Here is a 25,755-nt window from a genome sequence, read left to right as displayed (position 1 = left end):
CGCTTATCAGGTTCGGGTAATGTCTGTAAACTGTACCCACTCACATTCTCAGCTTAAGGAAGGCTTACGCATGCTCCCATCCCGTTCTGCTCCGGCACCTTTTTACGAAAAGGTCAAACAGGAGATCAGCGAAAAGATTGCCAGCGGTATCTGGCAACCTCACGATCGCATTCCCTCTGAGGCGGAGCTGGTGGCGCAGTATGGTTTCAGCCGCATGACCATCAACCGGGCGCTGCGTGAGTTAACGGATGAAGGGTTACTGGTTCGCTTGCAGGGCGTAGGGACGTTTGTCGCCGAGCCGAAGGGCCAGTCTGCGCTGTTTGAAATTCGCAGCATCGCGGATGAAATCAACGCCCGTCAGCATCAGCACCGCTGCGAGGTGATCACGCTGGAACGAACCCAGGCAAGCGCGCAGCAGGCTTTGGTGTTAAACGTCAAAGAAGGCACCTCCATTTTTCACTCTGTCATGGTGCACTACGAGAACGAACTGCCGGTGCAGATTGAAGATCGCTGCGTGAATGCCGAAATTGTGCCAGCGTATCTGGCGCAGGATTACAGCCAGACTACGCCGCACGCGTATCTGTCGCTGATAGCCCCTTTAACGGAAGGCGAGCATATTGTTGAAGCGGTCCGCGCCAGTGCCGAAGAGTGCGCGCTGCTGAATATCAAAGAACACGATCCCTGCCTGCTGATCCGCCGTAAAACCTGGTCTGCGTCATCCATTGTCTCTCATGCCCGTTTGCTCTTCCCGGGTTCCCGCTATCGCCTGCAAGGGCGGTTTATGTCCTGAAAAGCGTGATTGCTGCCGCAGTATAATAAAATTGTATCTTTTTTGTTAAAAGCACGCTTGCGACAACTTGTATAGACAAGTATATGTTACTTATCTGTCCGATCGTTCGCGAGGAGTGCTCTACCATGTCTCATAGCAAGTACCGTCAGCAGGATATTCGTGCCCCACGCGGCACCACGTTAACGGCCAAAAGCTGGTTGACCGAAGCGCCGTTGCGCATGTTAATGAACAACCTGGATCCCGATGTGGCGGAAAATCCGCATGAGCTGGTGGTATACGGCGGGATTGGTCGCGCTGCGCGGGACTGGGAATGTTATGACGCCATCGTCAACGCGCTGACCAAACTGGAGACCGATGAGACCCTGCTGGTCCAGTCCGGTAAACCGGTTGGCGTTTTCAAAACCCATGACAATGCGCCGCGCGTGCTGATTGCCAACTCCAACCTGGTGCCACATTGGGCTACCTGGGAACATTTCAACGAGCTGGACGCCAAAGGGCTGGCGATGTATGGCCAGATGACCGCCGGGAGCTGGATCTACATCGGCAGCCAGGGCATCGTGCAGGGGACTTATGAAACCTTCGTTGAGGCCGGGCGTCAGCATTATCAGGGTAACCTGAGCGGACGCTGGGTGCTGACCGCCGGGCTGGGCGGCATGGGAGGGGCGCAACCGTTAGCCGCAACGCTGGCAGGTGCTTGCTCGCTGAATATTGAGTGCCAGCAAAGCCGGATCGATTTCCGTCTGCGTACCCGCTACGTGGATGAGCAGGCGACATCGCTTGACGACGCGCTGGCGCGTATCGAAAAGTACACCCGCGAGGGTAAAGCGGTCTCCATTGCGCTATGCGCTAACGCCGCCGACGTTGTGCCGGAACTGGTGAAGCGCGGTGTGCGCCCGGATATGGTCACTGACCAGACCAGCGCCCACGATCCGCTGCATGGTTATCTGCCGTCCGGCTGGAGCTGGGAAGCGTATCAGGCGAAAGCGGTGTCCGATCCGCAGGGCACGGTACAGGCGGCGAAACGCTCAATGGCAACGCACGTCGAGGCAATGCTGGCGTTCAGCAAAATGGGCGTGCCGACGTTTGATTACGGCAACAACATTCGCCAGATGGCCAAAGAGATGGGCGTGGAAAACGCCTTTGATTTCCCCGGTTTCGTCCCTGCTTATATTCGCCCTCTGTTCTGCCGCGGCATTGGCCCGTTCCGTTGGGTGGCGCTTTCCGGCGATCCGCAGGATATTTATAAAACGGATGCCAAAGTGAAAGAGATCGTGGCTGACGATAAACATCTGCACCACTGGCTGGATATGGCGCGTGAGCGGATTAACTTCCAGGGATTACCGGCGCGTATCTGCTGGGTCGGTCTGGAATGGCGTCAAAAACTGGGGCTGGCGTTTAATGAAATGGTGCGCAGCGGCGAAGTGTCTGCGCCGATTGTTATTGGCCGTGATCATCTGGATTCCGGCTCCGTCGCCAGCCCGAACCGCGAAACCGAAGCCATGCGCGACGGTTCTGATGCAGTATCCGACTGGCCGCTGCTGAACGCGCTGCTTAACACCGCCAGCGGTGCAACCTGGGTGTCACTGCATCACGGTGGCGGGGTAGGAATGGGCTTCTCCCAGCATGCCGGGATGGTGATTGTTTGCGATGGCACTGATGAAGCCGCAGCGCGTATCGCCCGGGTATTACATAACGATCCGGCTACCGGGGTGATGCGCCACGCCGACGCCGGGTATGACATTGCGGTGGAATGCGCCGTCGAAGAAGGGCTGAATTTACCGATGGTCGCGGCGACGCAGGAGAAACGTTGATATGAACACCATGACATTAACGCCGGGTCATCTGAGCTTTGCGCAACTGCGCGACATCTGGCAGCAGCCGGTCAAACTGAGCCTGGATGCCGGGGCGATTGATGCGATCAACGCAAGCGTCGCCTGCGTCAATAATATTGTCGCTGAAGGCCGTACGGCGTATGGCATTAATACCGGCTTTGGCCTGCTGGCTCAGACCCGTATCGCCACGGAAGATTTGCAGAATTTACAGCGTTCGCTGGTGCTTTCCCATGCGGCAGGCGTTGGTGAGGCGCTCGATGACGCGATGGTTCGCCTGATTATGGTGCTGAAAATCAACAGCCTGGCGCGGGGTTTTTCGGGTATTCGTCTCAGCGTGATTGAAGCGCTGATTGCGCTGGTGAATGCCGGGGTGTATCCACTGATCCCGGCGAAAGGGTCAGTGGGCGCATCGGGCGACCTGGCACCGCTGGCGCATATGTCTCTGACGCTGCTGGGCGAAGGTAAAGCGCGCTGGCAGGGGGAATGGCTTCCGGCGACCGAAGCGCTGAAAAAGGCCGGGCTGGAGCCGATTACGCTGGAGGCGAAAGAAGGGCTGGCGCTGCTCAACGGTACCCAGGCTTCCACAGCCTTTGCGCTGCGCGGGTTAATTGAAGCCCAGGAGCTGTTCGCGTCTGCGACGGTGTGTGGGGCGCTGACCACCGAAGCCGTTTTGGGCTCTCGTCGTCCGTTTGATGCCCGTATTCATGCCGCACGAGGACAGCGTGGGCAGATTGATGCCGCAACGCTGTACCGCCACGTGTTGACCGACACCAGCGCGCTTTCCCAGTCGCATCATAACTGTGAAAAAGTGCAGGATCCGTATTCTTTGCGCTGTCAGCCGCAGGTGATGGGGGCGTGCCTGACGCAAATGCGTCAGGTAATGGAGGTCTTACTGGTAGAAGCCAACGCGGTTTCCGACAACCCGCTGGTGTTTGCCGAAGAGGGCGATGTCATTTCCGGCGGCAACTTCCATGCTGAACCGGTGGCGATGGCGGCAGATAATCTGGCGCTGGCGATTGCGGAAATCGGGGCGTTATCAGAGCGACGGATTGCGCTGATGATGGACAAACATATGTCGCAGTTGCCGCCGTTCCTGGTGAAAAACGGCGGGGTGAACTCCGGCTTTATGATTGCTCAGGTAACCGCGGCCGCGCTGGCGAGCGAGAACAAAGCGCTGGCGCATCCGCACAGCGTGGACAGCTTGCCGACCTCCGCCAACCAGGAAGATCATGTGTCTATGGCACCGGCAGCGGGCCGCAGGTTGTGGGAGATGGCAGCGAATACGCGCGGCGTGATTGCCGTGGAGTGGCTGGCGGCGTGTCAGGGGATTGACCTGCGTGAAGGGTTAACCTCAAGCCCGCTGCTGGAGCAGGCGCGCCAGGCTCTGCGCGAGCAGGTTGCCCACTATACGCAGGATCGCTTTTTTGCTCCGGATATTGAGTGCGCAACCGAACTGTTAGCCCAGGGGACGTTGTTGAAATTGTTGCCTGAATTTCTGTAGAGAAGCCTTGTTTAGTAGGCCGGATGCGGCGAAGCCGACATCCGGCACAACACAGCTTAACTGAACATCGCCGTAATCGAGGCGCTGGCGAGCGAGTGGAAGTGAACGTTAAAGCCGACCATCGCGCCGCTGGCGTCCTCATCGACATCAATACGCTCCACATCTAGCGCGTGAACCGTAAAGATATAGCGATGGGTCTCACCCTTCGGCGGCGCAGCACCGCCATAACCTGCTTTCCCAAAATCCGTACGGGTCTGAATCACCCCATCCGGCAGCGCAACCAGCCCGGAACCGAAGCCTTGCGTGAGTACGCGGGTATCTGCTGGCAGATTTACCACCACCCAGTGCCACCAGCCGGAGCCGGTTGGTGCATCAGGATCGTAGCAGGTCACGACAAAGCTTTTGGTCCCAGCGGGCACGTCATCCCATGCCAGATGCGGGGAAATATTATCCCCGTCATACCCCATGCCGTTAAAGACGTGGCGATGCGCAAGCTTTTCGCCATCGCGCAGATCGTTACTGATTAGTTTCATGCTGACTCCTCTCGTTAGCCAAAAAGTGTAGCCAGAAACCGTAGAGCTTACCGCTGATTAATCGCTAAAAAATGTTGCACTGCGCACAGCCTCGTTTACGGCCTGGGTCAGACGACGCAACTGATCGGGCTGAATAATGTACGGCGGCATCAGATAGATCAGTTTGCCAAACGGTCGTACCCACACACCCTGTTCAACAAAGAACTTCTGTAACGCCGCCATATTCACCGGATGCGTGGTTTCGATCACACCGATGGCGCCGAGTACACGCACGTCGGCTACCCAACTCGAGTCTGCCGCCGGGGCGAGTTCTGTCCGCAGTTGCGCTTCAATAGCCGCTACCTGTGAGCGCCACTCACCGGTTTCGAGTAACGACAGGCTGGCGGAGGCGACGGAGCAGGCCAGCGGATTACCCATAAAGGTTGGACCGTGCATGAAGCATCCGGCTTCACCGTTGCTGATGGTTTCGGCGACCTGACGCGTGGTCAGGGTGGCGGAAAGGGTCATCGTTCCGCCGGTTAACGCTTTGCCGAGGCACAAAATGTCCGGAGTTATGTTGGCGTGTTCACAGGCAAAAAGCTTGCCTGTACGACCAAATCCGGTGGCGATTTCATCGGCAATCAGCAGGATCCCTTCACGGTCGCACATCTTACGGATGCGTTTTAACCATTCGGGATGATACATGCGCATGCCGCCAGCGCCCTGCACAATCGGCTCAAGGATCACCGCCGCAATCTCGTGGCGATGCGCGGCCATCAGGCGGGCAAAAGGCACCATATCCAGTTCGTCCCACTCGCCGTCCATGCGGCTTTGCGGGGCGGGCGCAAACAGGTTCTCCGGCAGATAACCCTTCCACAGACTGTGCATCGAGTTGTCGGGATCGCAGACCGACATCGCGCCGAAGGTATCGCCGTGATAACCGTTTCGAAATGTCAGGAAACGCTGACGGGATTCGCCTTTGGCCTGCCAGTATTGCAGCGCCATTTTCATTGCTACTTCTACGGCGACCGAACCTGAATCCGCGAGAAAAACGCACTCCAGCGCCTCTGGCGTCATCGCCACCAACTGGCGGCACAGCGCAATGGCCGGGGCATGGGTAATGCCGCCAAACATCACATGTGACATGGCATCAATCTGCGTTTTCATCGCGGCGTTCAGCTGTGGGTGATTGTAACCGTGGATCGCCGCCCACCAGGACGACATGCCGTCTATCAGCCTCTCACCGCGGGCTAAAATCAGTTCGCAACCTTCGGCACGCGCCACCGGATAAACCGGTAACGGGGAGGTCATGGAGGTGTAAGGGTGCCAGATATGGCGTTGGTCAAACGCAAGATCGTCCGTTGTCATAATCGACTTGTAAACCAAATTAAAAAGATTTAGGTTTACGAGTCTACACCAAACTCATAACGAAACGTATACCAATATGGCTCATTCTTCTCGCTGGACAATGTCGCAAGTCACCGAATTATTTGAAAAACCGCTGTTGGATCTGCTGTTTGAAGCGCAGCAGGTTCACCGTCAGCACTTTGATCCGCGGCAGGTTCAGGTCAGTACGCTGCTGTCGATTAAGACCGGTGCCTGCCCGGAAGACTGCAAATACTGCCCGCAAAGCTCCCGCTATAAAACCGGTCTGGAAACGGAACGTTTGATGGAGGTTGAACAGGTACTGGACTCTGCGCGTAAAGCGAAACAGGCCGGTTCAACGCGGTTTTGCATGGGCGCGGCGTGGAAGAATCCACACGAACGCGACATGCCCTACCTGGAACAGATGGTTCAGGGCGTAAAAGAACTGGGGCTGGAAGCGTGTATGACGCTGGGTACGCTGAACGAAAATCAGGCCCAGCGGCTGGCCAATGCGGGTCTGGACTACTACAACCATAACCTCGATACCTCGCCGGAATTCTACGGCAATATCATCACAACCCGTTCGTACCAGGAGCGCCTGGATACGCTGGATAAAGTGCGTGAGGCGGGCATTAAAGTTTGCTCCGGCGGGATTGTGGGACTGGGGGAAACGGTGACCGACCGCGCGGGTCTGTTGCTGCAATTAGCGAATCTGCCAACGCCGCCAGAAAGCGTGCCGATCAACATGCTGGTGAAAGTGAAAGGCACGCCGCTTGCCGATAACGACGATGTGGATGCCTTTGATTTTATTCGTACTATCGCCGTTGCGCGGATCATGATGCCGACTTCATATGTCCGTCTTTCAGCCGGACGCGAGCAAATGAACGAACAAACCCAGGCGATGTGCTTTATGGCCGGAGCTAACTCGATTTTCTACGGCTGCAAACTGCTGACCACGCCGAACCCGAACGAAGATAAGGATTTGCTGTTGTTTCGCAAGCTGGGTCTCAATCCGCAGCAAACGGCGGTGCTGGCAGGCGATAACGAACAGCAGCAACGCCTGGAACAGGCGCTGCGTACCCCGGATACCGACGAATACTACAACGCGGCAACCGTATGACCTGGCAGCAAAAAATAGACGATGCGTTAACGGCGCGTCGTCGTGCTGATGCGTTGCGTCGGCGCTATGCGGTGACGCAGGGCGCCGGTCGCTGGCTGCAGGCCGACGGTCGCCAGTATCTGAACTTTTCCAGCAACGACTACCTTGGCTTAAGCCACCATCCGCATATTATCTGCGCGTGGCAGCAAGGCGCTGAGCGTTTTGGCGTCGGCAGCGGCGGCTCGGGTCATGTCAGCGGTTATTCCGTTGCTCATCAGGCGCTGGAAGATGAGCTGGCGCAATGGCTCGGCTATTCACGGGCGCTGTTGTTTATCTCCGGTTTTGCCGCTAATCAGGCGGTCATTGCCGCGCTGATGGGCAAAGAGGACCGGATTGTTGCTGACCGACTCAGCCACGCCTCACTGCTGGAAGCTGCCAGCCTTAGCCCTGCCGTGCTACGTCGCTTTACCCATAACGATCCGCAACATCTGGAACGTCTGCTGACCACCCCCTGTCCGGGGCAACAACTCGTGGTCACTGAAGGGGTGTTCAGCATGGATGGCGATAGCTCACCGCTGGCGGAAATTCACGCGGTGGCAGAGCAGCAGGGCGCGTGGTTGCTGGTGGATGATGCGCACGGGATTGGCGTCAGCGGTGAGGAAGGGCGCGGCTCGTGCTCCCGACAGCAGGTGAAACCCGAGCTGTTAGTGGTGACGTTTGGCAAAGGGTTTGGCGTCAGCGGCGCGGCAATCTTGTGCTCAGACAGCGTGGCCGATTATCTGCTGCAGTTTGCCCGTCATCTGATCTACAGCACCAGTATGCCTCCGGCGCAGGCCCAGGCCTTGCGCGCCGCGCTGGAGGTGATCCGCAGCCGCGAAGGCGATGAGCGCAGAGAAAAACTGGCGATGCTGATCCAGCGTTTTCGCGCTGGGGTGAATATGCCGGACTTAACGCTGGCGCAGTCAGACAGCGCCATTCAGCCGCTGATCGTGGGCGACAATCATAAAGCCTTACAGCTGGCGGAGGCATTACGTCAACAGGGATGCTGGGTGACGGCTATTCGCCCACCGACGGTGCCGGTTGGTACGGCCAGGCTGCGGCTTACGCTGACCCAGGCGCATGAAGTCCAGGATATCGATCGCTTACTGGAGGTGCTGCATGGCGCAGGTCAATAAGCAGGCGATTGCTGCCGCGTTTGGTCGCGCGGCTACTCACTATGAGCAACACGCGGAACTCCAGCGTCAGAGCGCCGATGCGTTACTGGCGCGACTCGATGGTCGGGCATTCTCTCAGGTTTTAGATGCGGGCTGCGGACCCGGGCGTATGAGCCGTTACTGGCGGGAGCAGGGGAGCGAGGTCTGCGCGCTGGATCTGTCGGCGCAAATGCTGACTGAAGCGCAGCGTCACGATGTCGCCCACCGCTATTTGCTGGCGGATATTGAAGCCATTCCGCAGGCTGCTGCTACTTTCGACCTGGCCTGGAGTAATCTGGCCGTACAGTGGTGCAGTGACCTGCGCGGCGCGTTACGTGAGCTTTACCGGGTGGTGCGTCCTGGCGGGACGGTGGCGTTTAGTACCCTGGCGCAGGGGTCAATGCCGGAGCTTCGTCAGGCGTGGCGAGCAGTTGATGAGCGGGAGCACGCCAATCGTTTTTTGCCCGTGGAGCAACTGGAAAACGCCCTGCATGGGTGGGACGTTGAATACCAGTCTCATGCCGTCACGCTGTGGTTTGACGATGCGCTGAGCGCCATGCGCTCGCTGAAGGGCATTGGCGCGACGCATTTGCATGATGGCCGCGAGCCGCGCGTCCTCACCCGCTCACAGTTGCGCCAGCTACAGCTAGCCTGGCCCTGCCAGCAGGGGAAATATCCGCTGACCTATCATCTATTTTTGGGAGTGATTCAACGTGACTAACACTTTTTTTGTCACCGGGACGGATACCGAAGTGGGGAAAACTATCGCCAGCTGCGCGTTGCTGCAGGCGGCGGGGCAGAGGGGATTGCGAACCGTCGGCTATAAGCCAGTGGCGTCGGGCAGTGAAATGACGGTTGAAGGTCTGCGTAATAGCGATGCCCTGGCATTACAGCGCAATAGCGTTGTGACGGTGGATTATGCGGCTATCAACCCCTATACCTTCGCAGAACCTACCTCACCGCATATCATCAGCGCGGACGAAGGTCGCCCCATTCAGGCCTCTGTAATGTCTGCGGGTTTACGCGCGCTGGAACAACAGGCTGACTGGGTGCTGGTGGAAGGTGCCGGCGGGTGGTTTACGCCGCTTTCGCCAACGCTGAGTTTTGCTGACTGGGTGAAAACAGAGCAGTTGCCGGTCATTCTGGTGGTTGGCGTTAAGCTCGGCTGCATCAACCACGCTGTGCTGACCGCCCAGGCGGTGCAGCAGGCCGGACTGACGCTTGCCGGATGGGTCGCCAATGATGTGACGCCACCTGGCAAGCGTCATGCTGAATATATGGCAACGCTCAGGCGTGTGCTTGCGGCTCCGCTGCTGGGGGAGATTCCCTGGCTGGCAGAAGAGCCGGAGCGGGCATCAACAGGACGTTATATCGATCTTAGCGTTTTGTCTGTGGCGTCACCCAGTCGTTGATTAGCGGGTTGCTGAGCTGTGTGATTTGCCCCTGAGCCACGTTGCGCCCACGGTGTAACAGGCAGTAGCAGTCAGCGACCCGACGAATAAACGGCAGGCTCTGCTCCGCGAGCATTATGGCGATGCCGAGCTCCTGGCTTAACCTTACCACCAGGTTCCCCAGTTTGTGGATATATGCCTGGCCACTTCCCCGCGTGGGCTCATCGAGGATCAGCAGGCGCGGGCGTGTGACCAGCGCGCTGGCGAGCGCAAGCTGGTGCTGATCATCTTCCGATAATGCCGCTCCTTTGGTCTGACGCAGAACGAACAACTGTGGAAACAGGCGGTAAATATCACTGCTGTTCATCGTTTCGCTTTCCTCAACCGCCTGGCGCGCAATATGCAGATTTTCCTCTACCGTCAATTGCGAAAAAATCCGTCTCTCTTGTGAAACGTAGTTAATGCCCAGCGCGATGCGATTTGCCGCCGGAATGGGACTCAGATCGCGCGGCGGCGCGCCAGCCTGATGCCAGAACATGGTGCCGCTTTCGATCGGTAAATTGCCGATAATGCAATTGGTCAGCGTAGTCTTTCCCATCCCTGGAAGCCCCAGCACACCGGTACATTTACCGGGCAGCAGGTCGAGATCCACATCCCATAGGGAGTGTTGATTACCGTAATAATGATTCACTGCGCGAAGACTCAACATAGATTCCTCCAGCATGATGTTATCCGCCCCACGTACAGGTCGTCGGAAGAAAATTGCAATTCTCTTGCCAGAAGAGGGATTGGGGTCAAAAAACAGCAGGAGAGTGTGCCGCGCTGGCGGTAACGTCTGGCTGGCCGGAGGGCTGGCGTTGTTTTGTGCACATTGCCAGTGCCTGGTGGTGTCGTAATGGTGCAGGCAAGAAAATGATGAAAATGCGAGCAAGATCCCGGCCATTCCAGGCCGCTTCGTTAGCTGATAAATATCAAAAAATAGCGATAAATTTTTTTTATCCCTCCGGAAAAGGGAGTGAGGGCGTTTTTGCCAGGCTACAGTCCATACGGGCTGGAGGCAGTTATCCACTATTCCTGTGGATAACCTTGTGTATTAGAGTTAGAAAACACAATGTAAGCGAGAGAAGACGCGGCCTGCGACTAAATTGATGCGAAAGACGGCTCGGGATAATAGTCATTAAATTACAGAGTGTTAGATAAAATCAATGGCTGTCGCAGAAGTGTCATGCGTTGCCACAAAACTTTCATCGGGCGGCTTGACAAATGTTAAAAAAGTCATTGCTTTGGGGATAACACGTTTTTGCTGGTGTTTTATCTTGTCTGAGGCCAAATTTTAGCCTGCGGTCACGGTCATTCTGATGGCGTATCAGAAATATTCTGGTGCGTTACTGTTTTTTCATCCAGTATATTTTACTGGCAAAATATACGACTGCGAGTAAAATTACACACCTGCCCGCCCATTGCTTCAGGTAGCTGCTCATGAGTAAACCGTTCAAACTAAATTCCGCTTTTAAACCCTCTGGCGATCAGCCTGAGGCTATTCGCCGTCTGGAAGAAGGGCTGGAGGATGGTCTGGCGCATCAGACGCTGCTGGGGGTGACGGGCTCGGGGAAGACATTCACCATCGCTAACGTAATTGCGGACTTGCAGCGGCCTACCATGGTGCTGGCTCCCAATAAGACGCTGGCCGCGCAGCTGTACGGTGAGATGAAAGAGTTCTTCCCGGATAACGCGGTGGAGTATTTCGTCTCCTACTACGACTATTATCAACCGGAAGCCTACGTTCCAAGTTCTGACACCTTCATCGAGAAGGATGCCTCGGTTAACGAACATATTGAGCAAATGCGTCTGTCTGCGACCAAAGCGCTGCTGGAACGTCGGGATGTCGTCGTCGTCGCGTCAGTTTCCGCTATCTATGGTTTGGGCGATCCGGATCTGTATCTGAAAATGATGCTGCATCTGACGGTGGGGATGATTATCGACCAGCGTGCGATCCTGCGCCGCCTGGCGGAACTGCAATATACCCGCAACGATCAGGCATTTCAGCGCGGAACCTTCCGCGTGCGTGGTGAAGTGATCGACATTTTCCCGGCTGAATCCGACGATATCGCGCTGCGCGTGGAACTGTTTGATGAAGAGGTCGAACGTTTATCGCTGTTTGACCCGCTTACCGGGCAGGTTGAATCCACGATTTCGCGCTACACCATCTATCCTAAAACGCACTACGTGACGCCGCGCGAACGTATCGTGCAGGCGATGGAAGAAATCAAAGTGGAGCTGGCAGAGCGGCGTAAGGTCCTGCTGGCAAATAACAAACTGCTGGAAGAACAGCGGCTAAGTCAGCGTACGCAGTTCGATCTGGAAATGATGAATGAGCTGGGTTACTGCTCGGGGATTGAAAACTACTCCCGCTATCTGTCCGGGCGTGGCCCCGGCGAGCCGCCGCCGACGCTGTTTGATTACCTGCCTGCCGACGGCCTGCTGGTGGTGGATGAATCCCACGTCACTATCCCGCAAATTGGCGGTATGTATCGTGGTGACCGGGCGCGTAAAGAGACTCTGGTCGAATACGGATTCCGTCTGCCGTCGGCGCTGGATAACCGTCCGCTTAAATTTGAAGAGTTTGAAGCGCTGGCCCCGCAGACCATCTACGTCTCAGCGACGCCGGGCAACTATGAGCTGGAGAAATCCGGTGATGACGTCGTCGATCAGGTAGTACGACCGACCGGCCTGCTGGATCCGATCATTGAGGTACGCCCGGTGGCGACGCAGGTTGACGATCTGCTGTCTGAGATCCGCATCCGTGCGGCGATTAACGAACGTGTGCTGGTCACTACGCTCACGAAACGGATGGCAGAGGATCTCACCGAATACCTCGAAGAGCACGGTGAGCGGGTGCGCTATCTGCACTCAGACATCGATACCGTGGAACGTATGGAAATCATTCGTGACCTGCGTCTGGGCGAGTTTGACGTGCTGGTGGGTATCAACCTGTTACGTGAGGGTCTGGACATGCCTGAGGTCTCACTGGTGGCGATTCTGGACGCAGACAAAGAAGGGTTCCTGCGTTCTGAACGTTCGCTTATTCAGACCATCGGTCGTGCGGCGCGTAATATCAACGGGAAGGCTATTCTCTACGGCGACAAAATTACCGCCTCAATGGCTAAGGCGATAGGTGAAACTGAACGCCGTCGTGAGAAACAGCAGCTCTACAACGAAGAACACGGTATTACGCCGCAGGGGCTGAACAAGAAAGTGGTCGATATTCTGGCGCTGGGTCAGAATATTGCGAAGACTAAGGCGAAAGGCAAAGGGAAGTCACGCGCAGGCGCGAAGTCTGAAATTGTCGAACTGGATATGACGCCAAAAGCGCTGCAGCAGAAGATTCATGAGCTGGAAGGGCAGATGATGCAGCATGCGCAGAATCTTGAATTTGAAGAGGCTGCGACAATCCGCGACCAGTTGCATCAGTTGCGCGAGTTGTTTATCGCGGCATCGTAAGATTGTTTCCGTTTTCCAATTCGCCATCGCGTAAATGCCATGGCGATTGGAAAAATACAGAATTTATTATCATTTATAATTATATTATTCGTTTTTCTATTGCCATTTATTATTCTTAAAATTAATGCACTCACTCTAATTTATTCTTTGCTGAATTGATTTTTGTTTTTCCACTTTGTGAACCTCATCGTTTTATTCTTTACATTTCTGACGATTCTTTCAGCATTTTGGCAGCAAGAAAAAGGCTGTCATTGTTCCTTTTTTTATAATTGTCCTGTTATAGAAATTTCCCTGACGAAAATATAAAGGAAAATTATGAAAGAGATAATATGCAATTACGCTGAGAATGATTATGCCATTCAGGACGCCATGATATGTTCTGGCGTTGGTGAACAACACCAGAAAAATTTTGGTGCAGTCAGCCCTCCGCTAGTAAAAACCAGTCTGTTTGTGCAGCAGAGCTATCAGCAATACTGTGATGATATGCAGCACGAAGCTGAACGGTACATCTATTCCCGGGGGCTTAACCCAACAACGGAACTGTTAGAGCATAAACTGGCAGCGTTGGAGCGTGGCGCGGCCTGCAAAGTTTTTGGCTCGGGCATGGGCGCGATAAGCGCAACATTGTTTGGCCTGCTGAAAAGTGGCGACCATATTATTCTGGTGAATAATGTTTATGGTCCAACAGTTGTGCTGGTGAAGCAAATGCAACAACGATTTGGTATTGACTATGACATTGTTCTCAGTGGCGATGTCGAGGATATTCGGCAGAAAATAAAGCCGAATACTCGCATGATATACACGGAATCCCCAGGAACAATGACCATGCGAGTTGTAGATCTGCAGATGATAGCAGGGTTGGCGAAAGAGAATAATATTATTACTGCCATTGATAATACATGGGCTACGCCACTCTTCCAAAAGCCATTGACTCTTGGTTTCGATTTAGTGCTCCACTCTTGTACTAAATATATCGGCGGTCACAGTGATTTAACGGCGGGTGCTGTGGTAGGCGCAAAAGTCTATCTTGATATTATTCGTGATTTTTCACATCAGCTTCTTGGCGCAGTGCTGGCCCCAGATAGTGCATGGTTAGTGATTCGCGGTTTACGAACGTTGCCGCTGCGCATGAGACAACATCAGAATAATACCTATGCAATTCTTACTTTTCTCAATAGCAGAGCAGAGGTTGAGAATATCTGTCACCCTCTTATGGCAGATGCAAAACAACGTGAAATTGTTTCACAACAAATGTTTGGTACTTCTGGTCTCATTAGTTTTGAACTTAAAGATGGCAGTTTTGAAAAAGTTAAAGCCATCATTGATAGTTGTAGAATTTTCAAACCGGGGTGCAGTTGGGGGGGATATGAAAGCCTGATTATTTCTCCTAATCGCGGTTATAACCAGGATGTAATATGCAAAGATGGGATGGCGCCTGGTTTAATTAGGATTTCAATTGGACAAGAATCTCCAGAGATGTTAATCGCGGACTTAGAGAATGCGTTTGATTCTATAAAAACATATTAATAGCGGGAAAATAACATGGTAAGCACAAATAAGCAACCGAGCTTTTATGCAGCATTGATGTTATTAGTGGCTATTTTCCTGGTTTTCTTTATAGGTATTGGGATTTTAAATTACCCAGTTGAATTTATCTTAATTGTTATTACGATTATTACAGGTTTTTTTGCCAGATACTATGGCGCGGGCTGGAAGGAAATTCTCCAGACTTTTATAGAAAAAATAAAAGATGCCGTCCCTGCAATGTTAATTCTACTGTCGATCGGTATGTTGATTGGATGCTGGATGGTTAGTGGTACCATTCCGTTAATGGTCTATTATGGCCTGGAAATTATCAACCCAGCTTACTTATATCTTACAGCTTTTTTAGTGACGGTTTGCATCTCGACATTTACAGGCACTTCATGGGGTTCCGCAGGAACAATTGGTGTGGCGTTGGTTGCCGTTGCTGCGGCGATGAATGTGTCATTGCCGATTACTGCTGGAGCCGTTATCTCCGGTGCCTATTTTGGTGATAAATTATCTCCTTTATCAGATACCACAAACATGGCCGCGTTAGCTGCGGGGGCTGAGCTTTATCAAAGTATTAGAAATATGTTGTATACATCGGTTCCTGCTTTTTTGTTTGCCTGCCTGGGGTTTTATATCGCGGGGTTAGATTTAAATGTGGTAAATTCAATCCAACTAGATACTATCCCGGTCATGAAAAAAGCGCTAAACTCATTATTCTGGCTTAACCCTTTATTAATATTACCGACATTGCTGGTCTTTATTGGTGCGATAAAAAAATGGGATACCATTATTGTTTTGATCGCATCTTCTTTTTTTGCTCTGGCAATATGCGCAATTTTTCAGCCGTTTACCATGATGGACCTTGTTCAAGCATCGATTAATGGCTTTAATACCAATATGATCAGCAATTTTTCAGATGTCGCGATGAATGAATCTACGACTAAAAATATTAATATATTGCTTAATCGTGGCGGTATGTATTCAATGGTTAGCCCAATTGTGGTTATGCTTTGTGCATTTATGTTCGCTTCGGCACTTGATGTTTCTGGTGGCCTTAATGTACTGCTTGGGCGACTGGTTCAGAAATTAAAAACGGTGACCAGTACTCTGTTGGCGACAATGTTCACAAGTTCTTTATTAGTTGCCTGCACTGGCAATGCAGTCATCAGTTTCTTTCTGGTGAAGAATATTTATGATCCTTGTTTTAAAAACAAAAAATTGCATATGGTTAATATGTCCCGATCAATGGAGTCTGGAGCCACGCTACTTGAAGGGCTTTTCCCTTGGACAATATCTGGTATGTTCATGGCGAAAACGCTGGGGGTGGCGACGCTGGATTATGCACCCTGGGTTTTGTTCAATTTAAGTTGCCTGGTTATGGCCGTATTCTTTGCCATTCTTGCCCGGTGGTCTAATTTTGGCACAAGATACGAAGAGCCAATATCCGCCGAGCAGGTACCTGTGCTGAGAGGTTAATGCAGTAAGCTACAAGTACAATCCTCATTACGATGAGGATTGTATGCTAATCACGCACTTGGGATTACCCCAGCGCCTGTACCGCTTTCTCCAGCGCGTAATGCAATAGCTGGCGGTCATGGCGGTAGGGAATGTCGCTGGCTTCCAGCACTTCCTGAATAACAACGCGGTCGGTAACGGTGGATACATCTACTTTCGGGCCCACAACCACCGCATCAATCACTTTCCTGCCAACGTACTGTTCAATGATTGCCAGCTTATCGTTAAGCGTCAGGCTGGCTGCTGGCAGGCTTAATTCACGACCCAGATTGCCGATGTAGACCATCGGGGCAGGTGTGCGACGTAATGCCTGCGCCAATTCGTCGAGTAGCAGGAGCGGCATCAGGCTGGTGTAAAAACTGCCGGGTCCGATCAAAATCAAATCCGCTTCGGCGATAGCTTCAACTGCCTCCCGCGTGGTGGGGACTTTTGGCGACAGCATCAGTTCCTGAGGCGGGATGGTGAGCTGATCGATATTCACTTCGCCATAGACTTCATGTCCCTGATCGTCGATAGCCATCAGATCCACCGGCAGCTCCGACATCGGAATTAAATGCGCGTCAACTTTCAGCAGATTACGAATTAAATTGATGGCTTCCAGAGGCCGCACACTGAGGTGATCGAGCGCCTTTAACATCAGATTTCCGAGGTTATGCCCGGAAAGCTCACCATTACCGCCAAAACGATACTCAAACATGGCGGATGCAACGCTGGGTTGAGTAATTAACTGGTTCAGACAGTTACGCATGTCTCCCCAGGCAATTCCTCCTTCAGAGCGACGAATACGACCTGTCGACCCGCCGTTATCGGTCGTGGTGACGATCCCCGTCAGGCGTGAACCTAAAGGGGAAAGAGAGGAGAGAACGCGTCCCAGTCCATGCCCTCCGCCGAGAGCGACAACGCGGTCCAGATCTGCCAGCGTGCGAGTGCGCATATATTTTCCTGATATGAATTAATCGGCGCTACAGTAACGTAAATAGTGTGTTTTCAGCAATTATCCAGGCGGAATCTGGCGTAATTTTTTTCTGCGATCTACTCCTTTCTGACGAGATTCACCTGCTGGCAAGATGATGTATATCAATGCAAAACTGTGGTTTTTGCTTATTCTGTAGCGAAATTGCACGATCATGTCGCTATGTATGTGTTTATACAACGAAAGTGTACATGGCAAAAGCGTCATTTACACGCTAGTATCGGCATAACCACAATGTACTCTGAATAATTTGAGTTGCAGGAAGGCAGTGAGGGAGAGAATCCCCCGTAAGCGGACATAAGTACGTGACTGGGGTGAACGAACAAAGCCCACGCTTCTGCAATTTGAAGTATGACGAGAATAAACACTCTAGCCTCTGCACCTGGGTCAAATGATACGGTGCTTTGGCCGTGACAATACTTGAATAAGTTTGTCACCAGGGCGTAGGAAGAAATGACTACGTCTCCCGTATTTGGAAAGGTGTACATGGGCTCTCAACTTACCGATGCTTTCGCACGTAAGTTTTACTACTTACGTTTGTCGATTACCGATGTGTGTAACTTTCGTTGCACCTACTGCCTGCCGGATGGCTATAAGCCCGGCGGTGTCACCAATAACGGCTTTTTGACCGTTGATGAAATTCGCCGCGTTACGCGCGCGTTCGCCAGTCTGGGAACGGAAAAAGTGCGTCTGACAGGGGGCGAACCTTCATTGCGTCGCGACTTTACCGACATTATCGCCGCCGTGCGCGAAAACCACGCCATCCGTCAGATTGCGGTGACCACTAATGGTTATCGTCTGGCGCGAGATGCCGCTGCCTGGCGCGATGCCGGACTGACCGCACTTAACGTCAGCGTCGACAGCCTCGATGCCCGTCAGTTTCACGCCATTACCGGGCAGGACAAATTTCAGCAGGTGATGGCAGGCATTGACGCCGCCTTCGATGCGGGTTTTGAAAAAGTGAAAGTCAATACCGTGCTGATGCGCGACGTAAACCATCATCAACTGGACACCTTCCTGGCGTGGGTTCAGCCCCGTCCTATCCAACTACGCTTTATTGAACTGATGGAAACGGGCGAGGGCAGCTCTCTCTTCCGTAAACACCATATCTCAGGCCAGGTCCTGCGTGATGAGCTGCTGCGTCGCGGCTGGATCCACCAGATCCGACAGCGCAGCGACGGCCCGGCTCAGGTTTTCTGTCATCCTGACTATGCTGGTGAAATTGGTCTGATCATGCCTTATGAGAAAGACTTCTGCGCCACCTGCAACCGTCTGCGCGTTTCCTCTGTCGGCAAGCTGCATCTGTGTTTATTTGGTGAAGGCGGCGTAAGCCTGCGTGATTTGCTGGAAGATGACGCTCAGCAGTCGGCGCTGGAAGAACGCATTTCAGCCGCGCTGCTGGAGAAAAAGCAGACTCATTTCCTGCATCAGAACAATACCGGTATTACGCAAAACTTATCTTACATTGGCGGCTGATCGCTAAAAGGAGTTTTTCATGAGTCAGGTAAGCGCTGAATTTATCCCGACACGCATTGCTATTCTTACTGTTTCCAACCGTCGCGGCGAAGAAGATGACACCTCCGGCCATTATCTGCGTGACTCGGCGCAAGAGGCGGGTCATCAGATTGTCGACAAGGCGATCGTCAAAGAGAACCGCTACGCCATTCGCGCCCAGGTTTCTGCATGGATTGCCAGTGAGGATGTGCAGGTTGTGCTCATTACAGGCGGCACGGGCTTAACCGAAGGGGACCAGGCGCCAGAAGCGCTGCAACCGCTGTTCGACAGAGAAGTCGAAGGGTTTGGTGAAGTATTCCGTATGCTGTCGTTTGAAGAGATTGGCACCGCGACGCTGCAATCCCGGGCGATTGCCGGAGTGGCCAACAAAACGCTGATTTTCGCCATGCCTGGGTCGACTAAGGCGTGTCGTACCGCATGGGAAAATATCATTGCGCCGCAGCTCGATGCCCGTACGCGTCCGTGTAATTTCCACCCACATTTGAAGAAATAAGTATGTCGCAACTGACTCATATTAACGCCGCTGGCGAAGCGCATATGGTGGATGTCTCCGCCAAAGCGGAAACCGTACGCGAGGCGCGTGCAGAAGCATTCGTGACCATGCGTAGCGAAACGCTGGCGATGATTATCGACGGCAGCCACCATAAGGGCGACGTTTTCGCCACGGCGCGTATTGCCGGTATTCAGGCCGCCAAACGGACCTGGGATCTTATCCCGCTGTGCCATCCGCTGATGTTGAGCAAGGTTGAAGTTAATCTGCACGCCGAGCCGGAACACAACCGCGTACGCATTGAAACGCTGTGTCGCCTGACTGGGAAAACCGGCGTCGAAATGGAAGCGTTAACGGCGGCCTCCGTGGCGGCGTTGACCATCTACGATATGTGCAAAGCGGTGCAAAAGGATATGGTGATTGGTCCGGTGCGTTTGCTGGCTAAAAGCGGTGGCAAATCGGGAGATTTTAAGGTGGATGCGCATGATTAAGGTTCTTTTCTTTGCTCAGGTACGGGAATTGGTGAACACGGATGCGATAGAAGTCGCCGCTGAGTTTGCAACGGTAGAAGCGCTGCGCCGGAGTCTTGCGGCAAAAAGCGATCGCTGGGCGTTGGCGCTGGAAGACGGCAAGCTGCTGGCCGCGGTAAATCAGACGCTGGTCAGTTTTGACCATCCCCTTAAGGTGGGGGACGAAGTGGCTTTCTTCCCACCGGTAACCGGAGGCTAAGATGGCTGAAACGCGAATTGTTGTTGGTCATGCGCCGTTCAGCGTCGGGGATGAGTATCCCTGGCTGGCCGAACGCGATGAAGATGGCGCGGTGGTCACTTTCACCGGTAAAGTCCGCAATCACAATCTCGGCGATAGCGTGCAGGCGTTAACGCTGGAACACTATCCGGGAATGACCGAAAAAGCGCTGGCGGAGATTGTCGACGAAGCGCGTGCGCGCTGGCCGCTGGGACGAGTAACGGTCATTCATCGCATTGGCGAACTGTGGCCGGGTGACGAAATCGTTTTTGTTGGCGTGACCAGTGCGCATCGCAGCAGCGCGTTTGATGCCGGGCAGTTCATTATGGATTATCTGAAAACCCGCGCACCGTTCTGGAAGCGCGAGGCCACGCCAGAAGGTGAGCGCTGGGTTGATGCCCGCGACAGCGATAAGCTAGCAGCAAAACGCTGGTAGAGTACAATTGGTGTAGGCTCATACTGATTCAGGAGATTGTCATGGACCGATTCCCACGATCCGATTCTATTGTACAGGCCCGTTCCGGCCTGCAAACGTATATGGCGCAGGTGTACGGCTGGATGACCTGCGGACTGTTGCTGACGGCGTTTATCGCCTGGTATGCGGCAAATACGCCCGCGGTGATGATGTTTGTCTTCTCCAGCAAAATCACCTTCTTTGGACTGATCATCGCCCAGCTAGCGCTGGTGTTCGTCCTGTCCGGCATGGTGCAAAGGCTCAGCGCGGGAATGGCGACCACGCTGTTTATGCTCTATTCGGCATTAACCGGGCTGACGCTATCAAGCATTTTTATCGTCTATACCTACTCGTCTATCGCCAGCACCTTCGTGGTCACCGGCGGGATGTTCGGGATCATGAGTTTGTACGGCTACACCACCAAACGCGATCTCAGCGGCTTCGGCAATATGCTGTTTATGGCGCTGATCGGTATTGTGCTGGCCTCGCTGGTTAACTTCTGGTTGAAGAGCGAAGCGCTGATGTGGGCGGTGACCTATATTGGGGTGATTGTGTTTGTCGGCCTGACCGCTTATGACACGCAGAAGCTGAAAAATATCGGTGAGCAGATCGACCTGCGTGACAGCTCCAATCTGCGTAAATACGCAATTCTTGGGGCCTTAACGCTGTATCTGGACTTCATCAACCTGTTCCTGATGCTGCTGCGTATCTTCGGCAATCGTCGTTAACTCTCTGTTGCCGGATGGCGTAAGCCGCCATCCGGTGAATCATTTCGCCATCGCCTTCTCGTTTTTTACCCGCAACTTTTTCGCCCGACTCTCCAGCAGCAAATAGCACATCAGCGCCAGCAACAGCGGAATAAAATAGTACAGCACGCGATACGCGAGCAGGGCGGCAATGATTGTCCCCTGAGAGGTGTTCTCTCCCGCCAGCAGCGCCATAAAGACCGCCTCCAGCACGCCAATCCCCGCCGGAATATGCACGATAACACCGGCGATACTGCTCACCAGCAGCACGCCCAGCACGAAGAAATAGTTGATATTCTGACCCAGCAACAGCCAGATAATCGCCCCCATTACCATCCAGTTAGTACCGGATATCGCCATTTGCGCGAGGGCAAATTTCCAGGAGGGCAGCACCAGTTTTTGGCCCTTGATGGTGATGTGGCGATGTTTCGCGAAAGCGCAAAACCACAGATAAACAACAATTATCAGCAGCAGCGCAATGCCTAAGAGGCGTAGCGTACCTTCATCGATATACCAGTGCGCGGGCAGTTCAACGACGCCGAAGGTGAAAATAAAACCGCCCAGCAGAATATAGCCCAGCCAGTTGGTGGTAATGCTCAGTGAAAAAATTCGCGTAATTGTGCTCCCCGGTAATCCGAGACGCGAGTAGAGACGATAACGCATCCCAATACCGCCCACCCAGGTGCTTAACGTCAGGTTGAAGGCGTAACAGATAAACGACACCAGCATGACCTGGCGTTTTGCCAGCTTGTGCCCGCAGTAGTAGCGCCCGAGCAGGTCATAGCAGCCGTAAAGTAAATAACTGACGATCACCAGCCCTACGGCGCTGAGCAGGGCGATCCGATTGTAATCGCGGATTACCGTCCACACTTCCTGCCAGTTGACCTTACTGGCATAAACGACCAGCAATACGATGACCGCAATAAAAAATAGCCATGTGAGGATCTTTTTCGCTAAGCGCCAGCGTCGGTGATGTTTTGGCATCAGGTTTCCCCTCCTGCATCCTCAGTTGGAATACGATCCTGGGTTTCCAGAGTTGGCTGTGCGGGTGGTTCTACCTCGGCCAGATGCGGGGTATGCGCCGGTAGCCAGCCGACCAGCGCCGGGAAGTGGCGTAAAAAGTGGAAGGCCAGCACGCTTTTGGTCAGGTTCCACCAGGTGCGTTTTGGCAGCATTGATTCATCAACTCGCTTGCAGTCCTGCGCAATAATGGGGTTCAGGTTGTCACGCAGGGTCTGGTTAAACGTGCGGTCATGAATAATAAGATTCGCCTCCAGATTGAGCGACAGACTGAGCGGGTCGAGATTGCTGGAACCTACCGTCGCCCAATGATCGTCCATCAGCGCGACTTTACCATGCAGGGGCTTACGCCGGTATTCATAGACATGGACGCCGCCTTTAACCAGATAGTTATACAGCAGGCGGGCACCCACTTTCACAATCGGCATATCCGGTTCACCCTGGACGATGAGTTTTACCCGAACGCCGCGTCGCGCAGCTTTTCGTAGGGCATGCAGCAGGCGATAACCCGGAAAGAAATAGGCATTGGCAATGATCACTTCCCGCCGGGCCTGGGTCAGCATTTTCAAATAGTGGCGTTCAATATCATCGCGATGCTCTTCGTTATCGCGCCAGACAAACAGCGCCTGCGCTTCGCCAGGCCGATGATTCTCAATTGCCCGGTGATGACGTCGCCACCAGCGTCGTACGGCGCTCTGTCCCGGTAAGTTCTCCAGCACGAATTTCAGGATGTCGGCCACGACAGGACCTTCCACGCGAACAGCGTAATCCTGCTTGGCCTCGGGACCGTAATCAGACATGTGTTCAGCGGAATAATTGATGCCGCCGACAAAGGCAACACGGTCATCAATGACCACAATTTTGCGATGCATACGGCGAAAGAGATTGGTACGCATACCGAACAGACGCGGGCGCGGATCGTAGTAGCGGAAAACAACGCCAGCTATGGTCAACTCTTCGACAAAACTGTCGCTAAGATCCGGCGAGCCGTAACCGTCCAGCAGCACCTCTGCTTTGATTCCGCGCTGGGCGGCTCCGAGCAAGGCGGCATGCAGCTGTTTTCCGACCGCATCTTCAAACCAGATAAAGGTCTCAAGGATAATTTTTTGCTGTGCCTGTTCAATGGCGTCAAAGACGGCGGGATAGTATTGATCGCCATTTTCCAGCAGTTGAATTTGATTGCCTTCACGCCAGCCATTTTTCATAAATGAATCTCCGCACTCAGGGGGGCATGATCGGACAAATGTCGCCAGTGACGCAGCGCCAGCGTCGTTGGGGTACTGGCATTCGCGTTTTTCACGTAGATCCTGTCCAGACGCAGCAGGGGAAACTGCACCGGAAACGTCCGCGCCGGGCGACCGTGGGCGCGGGTAAAAATCTCGTCAAGGCCGGCCCTGGCTTTCAGCGGGTGATTGGCCGTTTGCCGCCAGTCGTTAAAATCTCCGGCGATCACCACAGGCTCCGCGTCGGGCAGGGCATTGACCCAGTCAGCCAGCATAGCGAGCTGGGCCTGACGGTGTGCTTCACGCAAACCGAGATGCACGCACATGACATGGATTGGGTGCGAGAGCATTGGCGGCACGATGCGGCAGTAGAGGACCCCGCGCTTTTCACTCGCGCCGACGGACACATCGCGATTTTCATAATGTTCAATGGGATAACGCGACAGCACCGCGTTACCGTGATGCCCTTGCGGGTACACGGCGTTACGCCCGTAGGCGAAGTCGCTCCACATGGTGTCCGCCAGAAATTCGTAGTGGGTGGTATCCGGCCAGTTCTCAATTTGCAGCGAGTGAGCATCGTGCGCGCCCATAACTTCCTGCAGGCAGACAATATCTGCACCGACCGTTCTGACAGCCTCCCGTAGCTCAGGCAAAATAAAACGCCGGTTGAAGGCGGTGAACCCTTTGTGAGTATTAATAGTGAGCACATTGAATGAAAATTGAACTCCCGATCCGCTCATGAGCCTCCCGTTGGCGTCACTTCCTAAATAAAATAGTGTAGTCGTCGTCACAAAAAGATGCGGTGTTGCGGAATTTTCCGTAAAGTCCGGTACTCTGAATAATTAGTTGAAAATCCTTCAGGAGAAAAGCCATGAGGTGGCAACAACGTGTTCGTGTCGCAACGGGTCTAAGTTGCTGGCAGATTGTGTTGCATTTACTGGTAGTGGCGTTGCTGGTAATGGGCTGGATGAGCGGTACGCTGGTGCGCGTCGGCCTGGGATTATGCGTCGTTTACGGCGTAACGGTTTTATTAATGCTGGCCTTGCAACGTCACCATGAACAGCGCTGGCGCGACGTAGCTGATGTGCTGGAAGAGCTGACTACCACGTGGTATTTCGGTGCCGCGATGATCGTACTGTGGTTGCTGTCGCGCGTGCTGCAAAACAACGTCTTGCTGGCCCTGGCGGGGCTGGTGATCCTTGCCGGACCCGCCGTGGTCTCGCTGTTGGCGAAAGACAAAAAGCTACATCACCTTGCGTCTAAACATCGCATACGCCGCTGAGCCGGTCGTGGCCGCTATTACCAACAGCGGCCACAAACTTCCCCACACAATCTGCAGACTCGCATCCTTCAGGTAAATCTGTTTCGTGATGTCCGTAAAATGGCGGATTGGGTTTATCCACGTCAGATTCTGTAGCCAGACCGGCATATTTTCGACCGGCGAGACGTAGCCTGAAAGTAAAATCGCCGGCATCATAAACACAAACACGCCGATAAACGCCTGCTGCTGGGTGGCACACAGTGATGAAATCAGCAGACCAAAGCCGACCAGCGACAGCCCGTAAATCACCATCGTGAAATAGAACAGCGCCAATGAACCGGCAAACGGAATGTGATAAGCCCAGATGCCGATCGCCAGCACAATGGTGGCCTGAAACGTTGCCACAATTAACGCGGGCACCGCTTTACCGATGAATATCTGCCAGGTGGTAAGCGGGGAGACCAGCAACTGATCCAGCGTGCCTTGCTCGCGCTCGCGGGCAACCGAGAGCGAAGTGACGATCATGACGCCGATGGTGGTGATCATGGCGATCAGCGACGGAACCACAAACCATTTGTAATCCAGATTCGGGTTATACCAGTTACGCACCACCAGCTCGCTGTTGTTCGGTTTCGGCTTGCCGTCCATCAGCTCCTGCTGATACTCCTTAACGATTTGTTGCAGGTAATTCGCGGCAATTTGCGCACTGTTAGAGTTACGCCCGTCGAGAATAATCTGCATGGGAGCCTGCTGGAAGGTATCCAGATTACGCGAAAAGTTGGCCGGGAAGCGCACCAGCAACAGGGCTTTTTGCGTGTCGATGGTGGGCTGGATCTCCTGCGGGCTTTTCAGCAGCAGAACGTGCGTAAAGGCGCTGGCGCGAGCGAAGCGCTGGGTTAGTTCCACCGAATGTTTACCGTTGTCTTCGTTATAGATAGCGATAGTGGCGTTGGTGACTTCCAGCGTGGCCGCGAACGGGAACAGAATAACCTGAATCAGCACCGGTAAAATCAGAATGGCTCGCGTCTGCGGTTCACGTAACAGTGATTGCAGCTCTTTACGAATTAATGTCCATAAGCGATGAAACATGCCCG

The 25,755-nt window shown here is 53.7% G+C and carries 25 protein-coding genes and 1 riboswitch; of the genes, 17 read left to right on the top strand and 8 right to left on the bottom strand.

Going from position 1 to position 25,755, the window contains the following annotated elements; translation table 11 throughout:
- The first annotated feature begins 70 nt into the window (after positions 1–70).
- The 3 genes from OGV93_RS05575 to hutH all read left to right on the top strand — a co-directional run bounded on the left by OGV93_RS05575 (position 71) and on the right by hutH (position 4,123).
- Positions 71–790, top strand: coding sequence for a histidine utilization repressor (locus OGV93_RS05575; protein WP_016152334.1), 720 nt, complete (start codon positions 71–73; stop codon positions 788–790).
- 125 nt (positions 791–915) lie between these two features.
- Entirely contained in the window at positions 916–2,601 is a 1,686-nt protein-coding gene (gene hutU, locus OGV93_RS05570) for a urocanate hydratase (RefSeq protein ID WP_049043080.1), read from the top strand.
- Position 2,602: 1 nt separating this feature from the next.
- On the top strand, positions 2,603–4,123 hold the full coding sequence (gene hutH, locus OGV93_RS05565) for a histidine ammonia-lyase (RefSeq protein WP_049043079.1): 1,521 nt from the start codon (positions 2,603–2,605) through the stop codon (positions 4,121–4,123).
- A gap of 56 nt (positions 4,124–4,179) precedes the next feature.
- Here the strand turns inward: hutH and OGV93_RS05560 are convergent, their stop codons facing one another.
- Both OGV93_RS05560 and bioA read right to left on the bottom strand, forming a co-directional pair.
- Positions 4,180–4,656, bottom strand: a complete 477-nt coding sequence (locus OGV93_RS05560; protein WP_016156043.1) for a kinase inhibitor — start codon at positions 4,654–4,656, stop codon at positions 4,180–4,182.
- Between the two features lie 57 nt (positions 4,657–4,713).
- Entirely contained in the window at positions 4,714–6,003 is a 1,290-nt protein-coding gene (gene bioA, locus OGV93_RS05555; protein WP_053388792.1) for an adenosylmethionine--8-amino-7-oxononanoate transaminase, read from the bottom strand.
- 76 nt (positions 6,004–6,079) lie between these two features.
- Here bioA and bioB point away from each other — a divergent pair, with 76 nt between their 5' ends.
- Genes bioB through bioD form a run of 4 tightly spaced genes read left to right on the top strand, consistent with a single transcriptional unit; the run spans position 6,080 to position 9,704 of the window.
- A complete protein-coding gene (gene bioB / locus OGV93_RS05550; protein ID WP_029139462.1) occupies positions 6,080–7,120 on the top strand; it encodes a biotin synthase BioB in 1,041 nt (346 codons plus the stop codon).
- Positions 7,117–8,274 carry an 8-amino-7-oxononanoate synthase gene (gene bioF / locus OGV93_RS05545; protein ID WP_287109430.1) on the top strand — a complete coding sequence of 386 codons (1,158 nt, stop codon included), beginning with the start codon at positions 7,117–7,119 and terminating at the stop codon, positions 8,272–8,274. The genes bioB and bioF overlap by 4 nt, the downstream gene beginning before the upstream one ends.
- On the top strand, positions 8,258–9,013 hold the full coding sequence (bioC, locus tag OGV93_RS05540) for a malonyl-ACP O-methyltransferase BioC (RefSeq protein WP_016156049.1): 756 nt from the start codon (positions 8,258–8,260) through the stop codon (positions 9,011–9,013). Before bioF ends, bioC begins: the two co-directional genes overlap by 17 nt.
- Positions 9,006–9,704, top strand: coding sequence for a dethiobiotin synthase (gene bioD, locus OGV93_RS05535; RefSeq protein ID WP_101699852.1), 699 nt, complete (start codon positions 9,006–9,008; stop codon positions 9,702–9,704). Before bioC ends, bioD begins: the two co-directional genes overlap by 8 nt.
- Here the strand turns inward: bioD and OGV93_RS05530 are convergent.
- On the bottom strand, positions 9,670–10,392 hold the full coding sequence (locus tag OGV93_RS05530) for an ATP-binding cassette domain-containing protein (protein WP_287109429.1): 723 nt from the start codon (positions 10,390–10,392) through the stop codon (positions 9,670–9,672). The two genes, bioD and OGV93_RS05530, sit on opposite strands and share 35 nt — an antisense overlap.
- A gap of 770 nt (positions 10,393–11,162) precedes the next feature.
- On the opposite strand from OGV93_RS05530, the gene uvrB reads away from it, so the two are divergent.
- From uvrB to nhaC, 3 genes are all read left to right on the top strand, one after another.
- Entirely contained in the window at positions 11,163–13,184 is a 2,022-nt protein-coding gene (uvrB, locus tag OGV93_RS05525; protein ID WP_016152344.1) for an excinuclease ABC subunit UvrB, read from the top strand.
- A 315-nt stretch (positions 13,185–13,499) separates the two neighbouring features.
- A complete protein-coding gene (locus OGV93_RS05520; protein WP_200009994.1) occupies positions 13,500–14,711 on the top strand; it encodes a trans-sulfuration enzyme family protein in 1,212 nt (403 codons plus the stop codon).
- A 15-nt stretch (positions 14,712–14,726) separates the two neighbouring features.
- Complete coding sequence (nhaC, locus tag OGV93_RS05515; protein WP_049043054.1) at positions 14,727–16,193, top strand: Na+/H+ antiporter NhaC; 1,467 nt, start codon at positions 14,727–14,729, stop codon at positions 16,191–16,193.
- Positions 16,194–16,257: 64 nt separating this feature from the next.
- Here the strand turns inward: nhaC and yvcK are convergent, their stop codons facing one another.
- Positions 16,258–17,166, bottom strand: a complete 909-nt coding sequence (yvcK, locus tag OGV93_RS05510) for a uridine diphosphate-N-acetylglucosamine-binding protein YvcK (RefSeq protein ID WP_016156054.1) — start codon at positions 17,164–17,166, stop codon at positions 16,258–16,260.
- 392 nt (positions 17,167–17,558) lie between these two features.
- A riboswitch (molybdenum cofactor riboswitch) is annotated at positions 17,559–17,704 on the top strand.
- Between yvcK and moaA the strand changes: the two genes are divergently transcribed.
- The 6 genes from moaA (at position 17,692) to OGV93_RS05480 (ending at position 21,139) form a co-directional block, all read left to right on the top strand.
- Positions 17,692–18,681, top strand: coding sequence for a GTP 3',8-cyclase MoaA (gene moaA, locus OGV93_RS05505; RefSeq protein ID WP_016152346.1), 990 nt, complete (start codon positions 17,692–17,694; stop codon positions 18,679–18,681). (Overlaps the previous riboswitch by 13 nt.)
- Positions 18,682–18,700: 19 nt before the next feature.
- On the top strand, positions 18,701–19,213 hold the full coding sequence (gene moaB / locus OGV93_RS05500) for a molybdenum cofactor biosynthesis protein B (RefSeq protein WP_016152347.1): 513 nt from the start codon (positions 18,701–18,703) through the stop codon (positions 19,211–19,213).
- A 2-nt stretch (positions 19,214–19,215) separates the two neighbouring features.
- Positions 19,216–19,701 (top strand): cyclic pyranopterin monophosphate synthase MoaC, encoded by a 486-nt coding sequence (gene moaC / locus OGV93_RS05495; protein WP_003035188.1) that lies wholly within the window; start codon positions 19,216–19,218, stop codon positions 19,699–19,701.
- Positions 19,694–19,939 (top strand): molybdopterin synthase sulfur carrier subunit, encoded by a 246-nt coding sequence (moaD, locus tag OGV93_RS05490; protein ID WP_109017309.1) that lies wholly within the window; start codon positions 19,694–19,696, stop codon positions 19,937–19,939. Before moaC ends, moaD begins: the two co-directional genes overlap by 8 nt.
- Position 19,940: 1 nt before the next feature.
- Positions 19,941–20,393, top strand: a complete 453-nt coding sequence (gene moaE, locus OGV93_RS05485; protein WP_046274634.1) for a molybdopterin synthase catalytic subunit MoaE — start codon at positions 19,941–19,943, stop codon at positions 20,391–20,393.
- A 41-nt stretch (positions 20,394–20,434) separates the two neighbouring features.
- Complete coding sequence (locus tag OGV93_RS05480; protein ID WP_003831536.1) at positions 20,435–21,139, top strand: Bax inhibitor-1/YccA family protein; 705 nt, start codon at positions 20,435–20,437, stop codon at positions 21,137–21,139.
- Positions 21,140–21,178: 39 nt separating this feature from the next.
- Here the strand turns inward: OGV93_RS05480 and OGV93_RS05475 are convergent, their stop codons facing one another.
- The 3 genes from OGV93_RS05475 to OGV93_RS05465 are packed head-to-tail and all read right to left on the bottom strand — an operon-like array spanning position 21,179 to position 24,140.
- Entirely contained in the window at positions 21,179–22,141 is a 963-nt protein-coding gene (locus OGV93_RS05475) for a lysylphosphatidylglycerol synthase domain-containing protein (protein WP_287109428.1), read from the bottom strand.
- Complete coding sequence (clsB, locus tag OGV93_RS05470) at positions 22,141–23,382, bottom strand: cardiolipin synthase ClsB (RefSeq protein ID WP_287109427.1); 1,242 nt, start codon at positions 23,380–23,382, stop codon at positions 22,141–22,143. The genes OGV93_RS05475 and clsB overlap by 1 nt, the downstream gene beginning before the upstream one ends.
- Positions 23,379–24,140, bottom strand: a complete 762-nt coding sequence (locus OGV93_RS05465) for an endonuclease/exonuclease/phosphatase family protein (protein WP_016156057.1) — start codon at positions 24,138–24,140, stop codon at positions 23,379–23,381. Before OGV93_RS05465 ends, clsB begins: the two co-directional genes overlap by 4 nt.
- 131 nt (positions 24,141–24,271) lie before the next feature.
- Between OGV93_RS05465 and OGV93_RS05460 the strand changes: the two genes are divergently transcribed.
- On the top strand, positions 24,272–24,682 hold the full coding sequence (locus tag OGV93_RS05460) for a YbhQ family protein (protein WP_016152353.1): 411 nt from the start codon (positions 24,272–24,274) through the stop codon (positions 24,680–24,682).
- On the opposite strand, the gene OGV93_RS05455 is transcribed toward OGV93_RS05460, so the two are convergent.
- The gene (locus OGV93_RS05455; RefSeq protein WP_016152354.1) at positions 24,644–25,750 is read right to left on the bottom strand and encodes an ABC transporter permease; all 1,107 of its coding nucleotides are present in this window, start codon (positions 25,748–25,750) and stop codon (positions 24,644–24,646) included. The two genes, OGV93_RS05460 and OGV93_RS05455, sit on opposite strands and share 39 nt — an antisense overlap.
- Positions 25,751–25,755: the final 5 nt, after the last annotated feature.

Origin of the sequence: Citrobacter sp. Cb031, assembly GCF_030336725.1 — a bacterium.
In the GTDB taxonomy this organism is placed as follows: domain Bacteria; phylum Pseudomonadota; class Gammaproteobacteria; order Enterobacterales; family Enterobacteriaceae; genus Citrobacter; species Citrobacter braakii.
Note: the sequence above shows the minus strand (reverse complement) of the source record. Positions and strands in the feature narration are given on the sequence as shown.

Excerpts from the sequence above, each read along its gene's own strand:
- OGV93_RS05575 (WP_016152334.1), top strand. The coding sequence starts at position 71 with ATGCTCCCATCCCGTTCTGCTCCGGCACCTTTTTACGAAAAGGTCAAA.
- hutU (WP_049043080.1), top strand. The coding sequence starts at position 916 with ATGTCTCATAGCAAGTACCGTCAGCAGGATATTCGTGCCCCACGCGGC.
- hutH (WP_049043079.1), top strand. The coding sequence starts at position 2,603 with ATGAACACCATGACATTAACGCCGGGTCATCTGAGCTTTGCGCAACTG.
- OGV93_RS05560 (WP_016156043.1), bottom strand. The coding sequence starts at position 4,656 with ATGAAACTAATCAGTAACGATCTGCGCGATGGCGAAAAGCTTGCGCAT.
- bioA (WP_053388792.1), bottom strand. The coding sequence starts at position 6,003 with ATGACAACGGACGATCTTGCGTTTGACCAACGCCATATCTGGCACCCT.
- bioB (WP_029139462.1), top strand. The coding sequence starts at position 6,080 with ATGGCTCATTCTTCTCGCTGGACAATGTCGCAAGTCACCGAATTATTT.
- bioF (WP_287109430.1), top strand. The coding sequence starts at position 7,117 with ATGACCTGGCAGCAAAAAATAGACGATGCGTTAACGGCGCGTCGTCGT.
- bioC (WP_016156049.1), top strand. The coding sequence starts at position 8,258 with ATGGCGCAGGTCAATAAGCAGGCGATTGCTGCCGCGTTTGGTCGCGCG.
- OGV93_RS05530 (WP_287109429.1), bottom strand. The coding sequence starts at position 10,392 with ATGTTGAGTCTTCGCGCAGTGAATCATTATTACGGTAATCAACACTCC.
- uvrB (WP_016152344.1), top strand. The coding sequence starts at position 11,163 with ATGAGTAAACCGTTCAAACTAAATTCCGCTTTTAAACCCTCTGGCGAT.
- OGV93_RS05520 (WP_200009994.1), top strand. The coding sequence starts at position 13,500 with ATGAAAGAGATAATATGCAATTACGCTGAGAATGATTATGCCATTCAG.
- nhaC (WP_049043054.1), top strand. The coding sequence starts at position 14,727 with ATGGTAAGCACAAATAAGCAACCGAGCTTTTATGCAGCATTGATGTTA.
- yvcK (WP_016156054.1), bottom strand. The coding sequence starts at position 17,166 with ATGCGCACTCGCACGCTGGCAGATCTGGACCGCGTTGTCGCTCTCGGC.
- moaA (WP_016152346.1), top strand. The coding sequence starts at position 17,692 with ATGGGCTCTCAACTTACCGATGCTTTCGCACGTAAGTTTTACTACTTA.
- moaB (WP_016152347.1), top strand. The coding sequence starts at position 18,701 with ATGAGTCAGGTAAGCGCTGAATTTATCCCGACACGCATTGCTATTCTT.
- moaC (WP_003035188.1), top strand. The coding sequence starts at position 19,216 with ATGTCGCAACTGACTCATATTAACGCCGCTGGCGAAGCGCATATGGTG.
- moaD (WP_109017309.1), top strand. The coding sequence starts at position 19,694 with ATGATTAAGGTTCTTTTCTTTGCTCAGGTACGGGAATTGGTGAACACG.
- moaE (WP_046274634.1), top strand. The coding sequence starts at position 19,941 with ATGGCTGAAACGCGAATTGTTGTTGGTCATGCGCCGTTCAGCGTCGGG.
- OGV93_RS05480 (WP_003831536.1), top strand. The coding sequence starts at position 20,435 with ATGGACCGATTCCCACGATCCGATTCTATTGTACAGGCCCGTTCCGGC.
- OGV93_RS05475 (WP_287109428.1), bottom strand. The coding sequence starts at position 22,141 with ATGCCAAAACATCACCGACGCTGGCGCTTAGCGAAAAAGATCCTCACA.
- clsB (WP_287109427.1), bottom strand. The coding sequence starts at position 23,382 with ATGAAAAATGGCTGGCGTGAAGGCAATCAAATTCAACTGCTGGAAAAT.
- OGV93_RS05465 (WP_016156057.1), bottom strand. The coding sequence starts at position 24,140 with ATGAGCGGATCGGGAGTTCAATTTTCATTCAATGTGCTCACTATTAAT.
- OGV93_RS05460 (WP_016152353.1), top strand. The coding sequence starts at position 24,272 with ATGAGGTGGCAACAACGTGTTCGTGTCGCAACGGGTCTAAGTTGCTGG.
- OGV93_RS05455 (WP_016152354.1), bottom strand. The coding sequence starts at position 25,750 with ATGTTTCATCGCTTATGGACATTAATTCGTAAAGAGCTGCAATCACTG.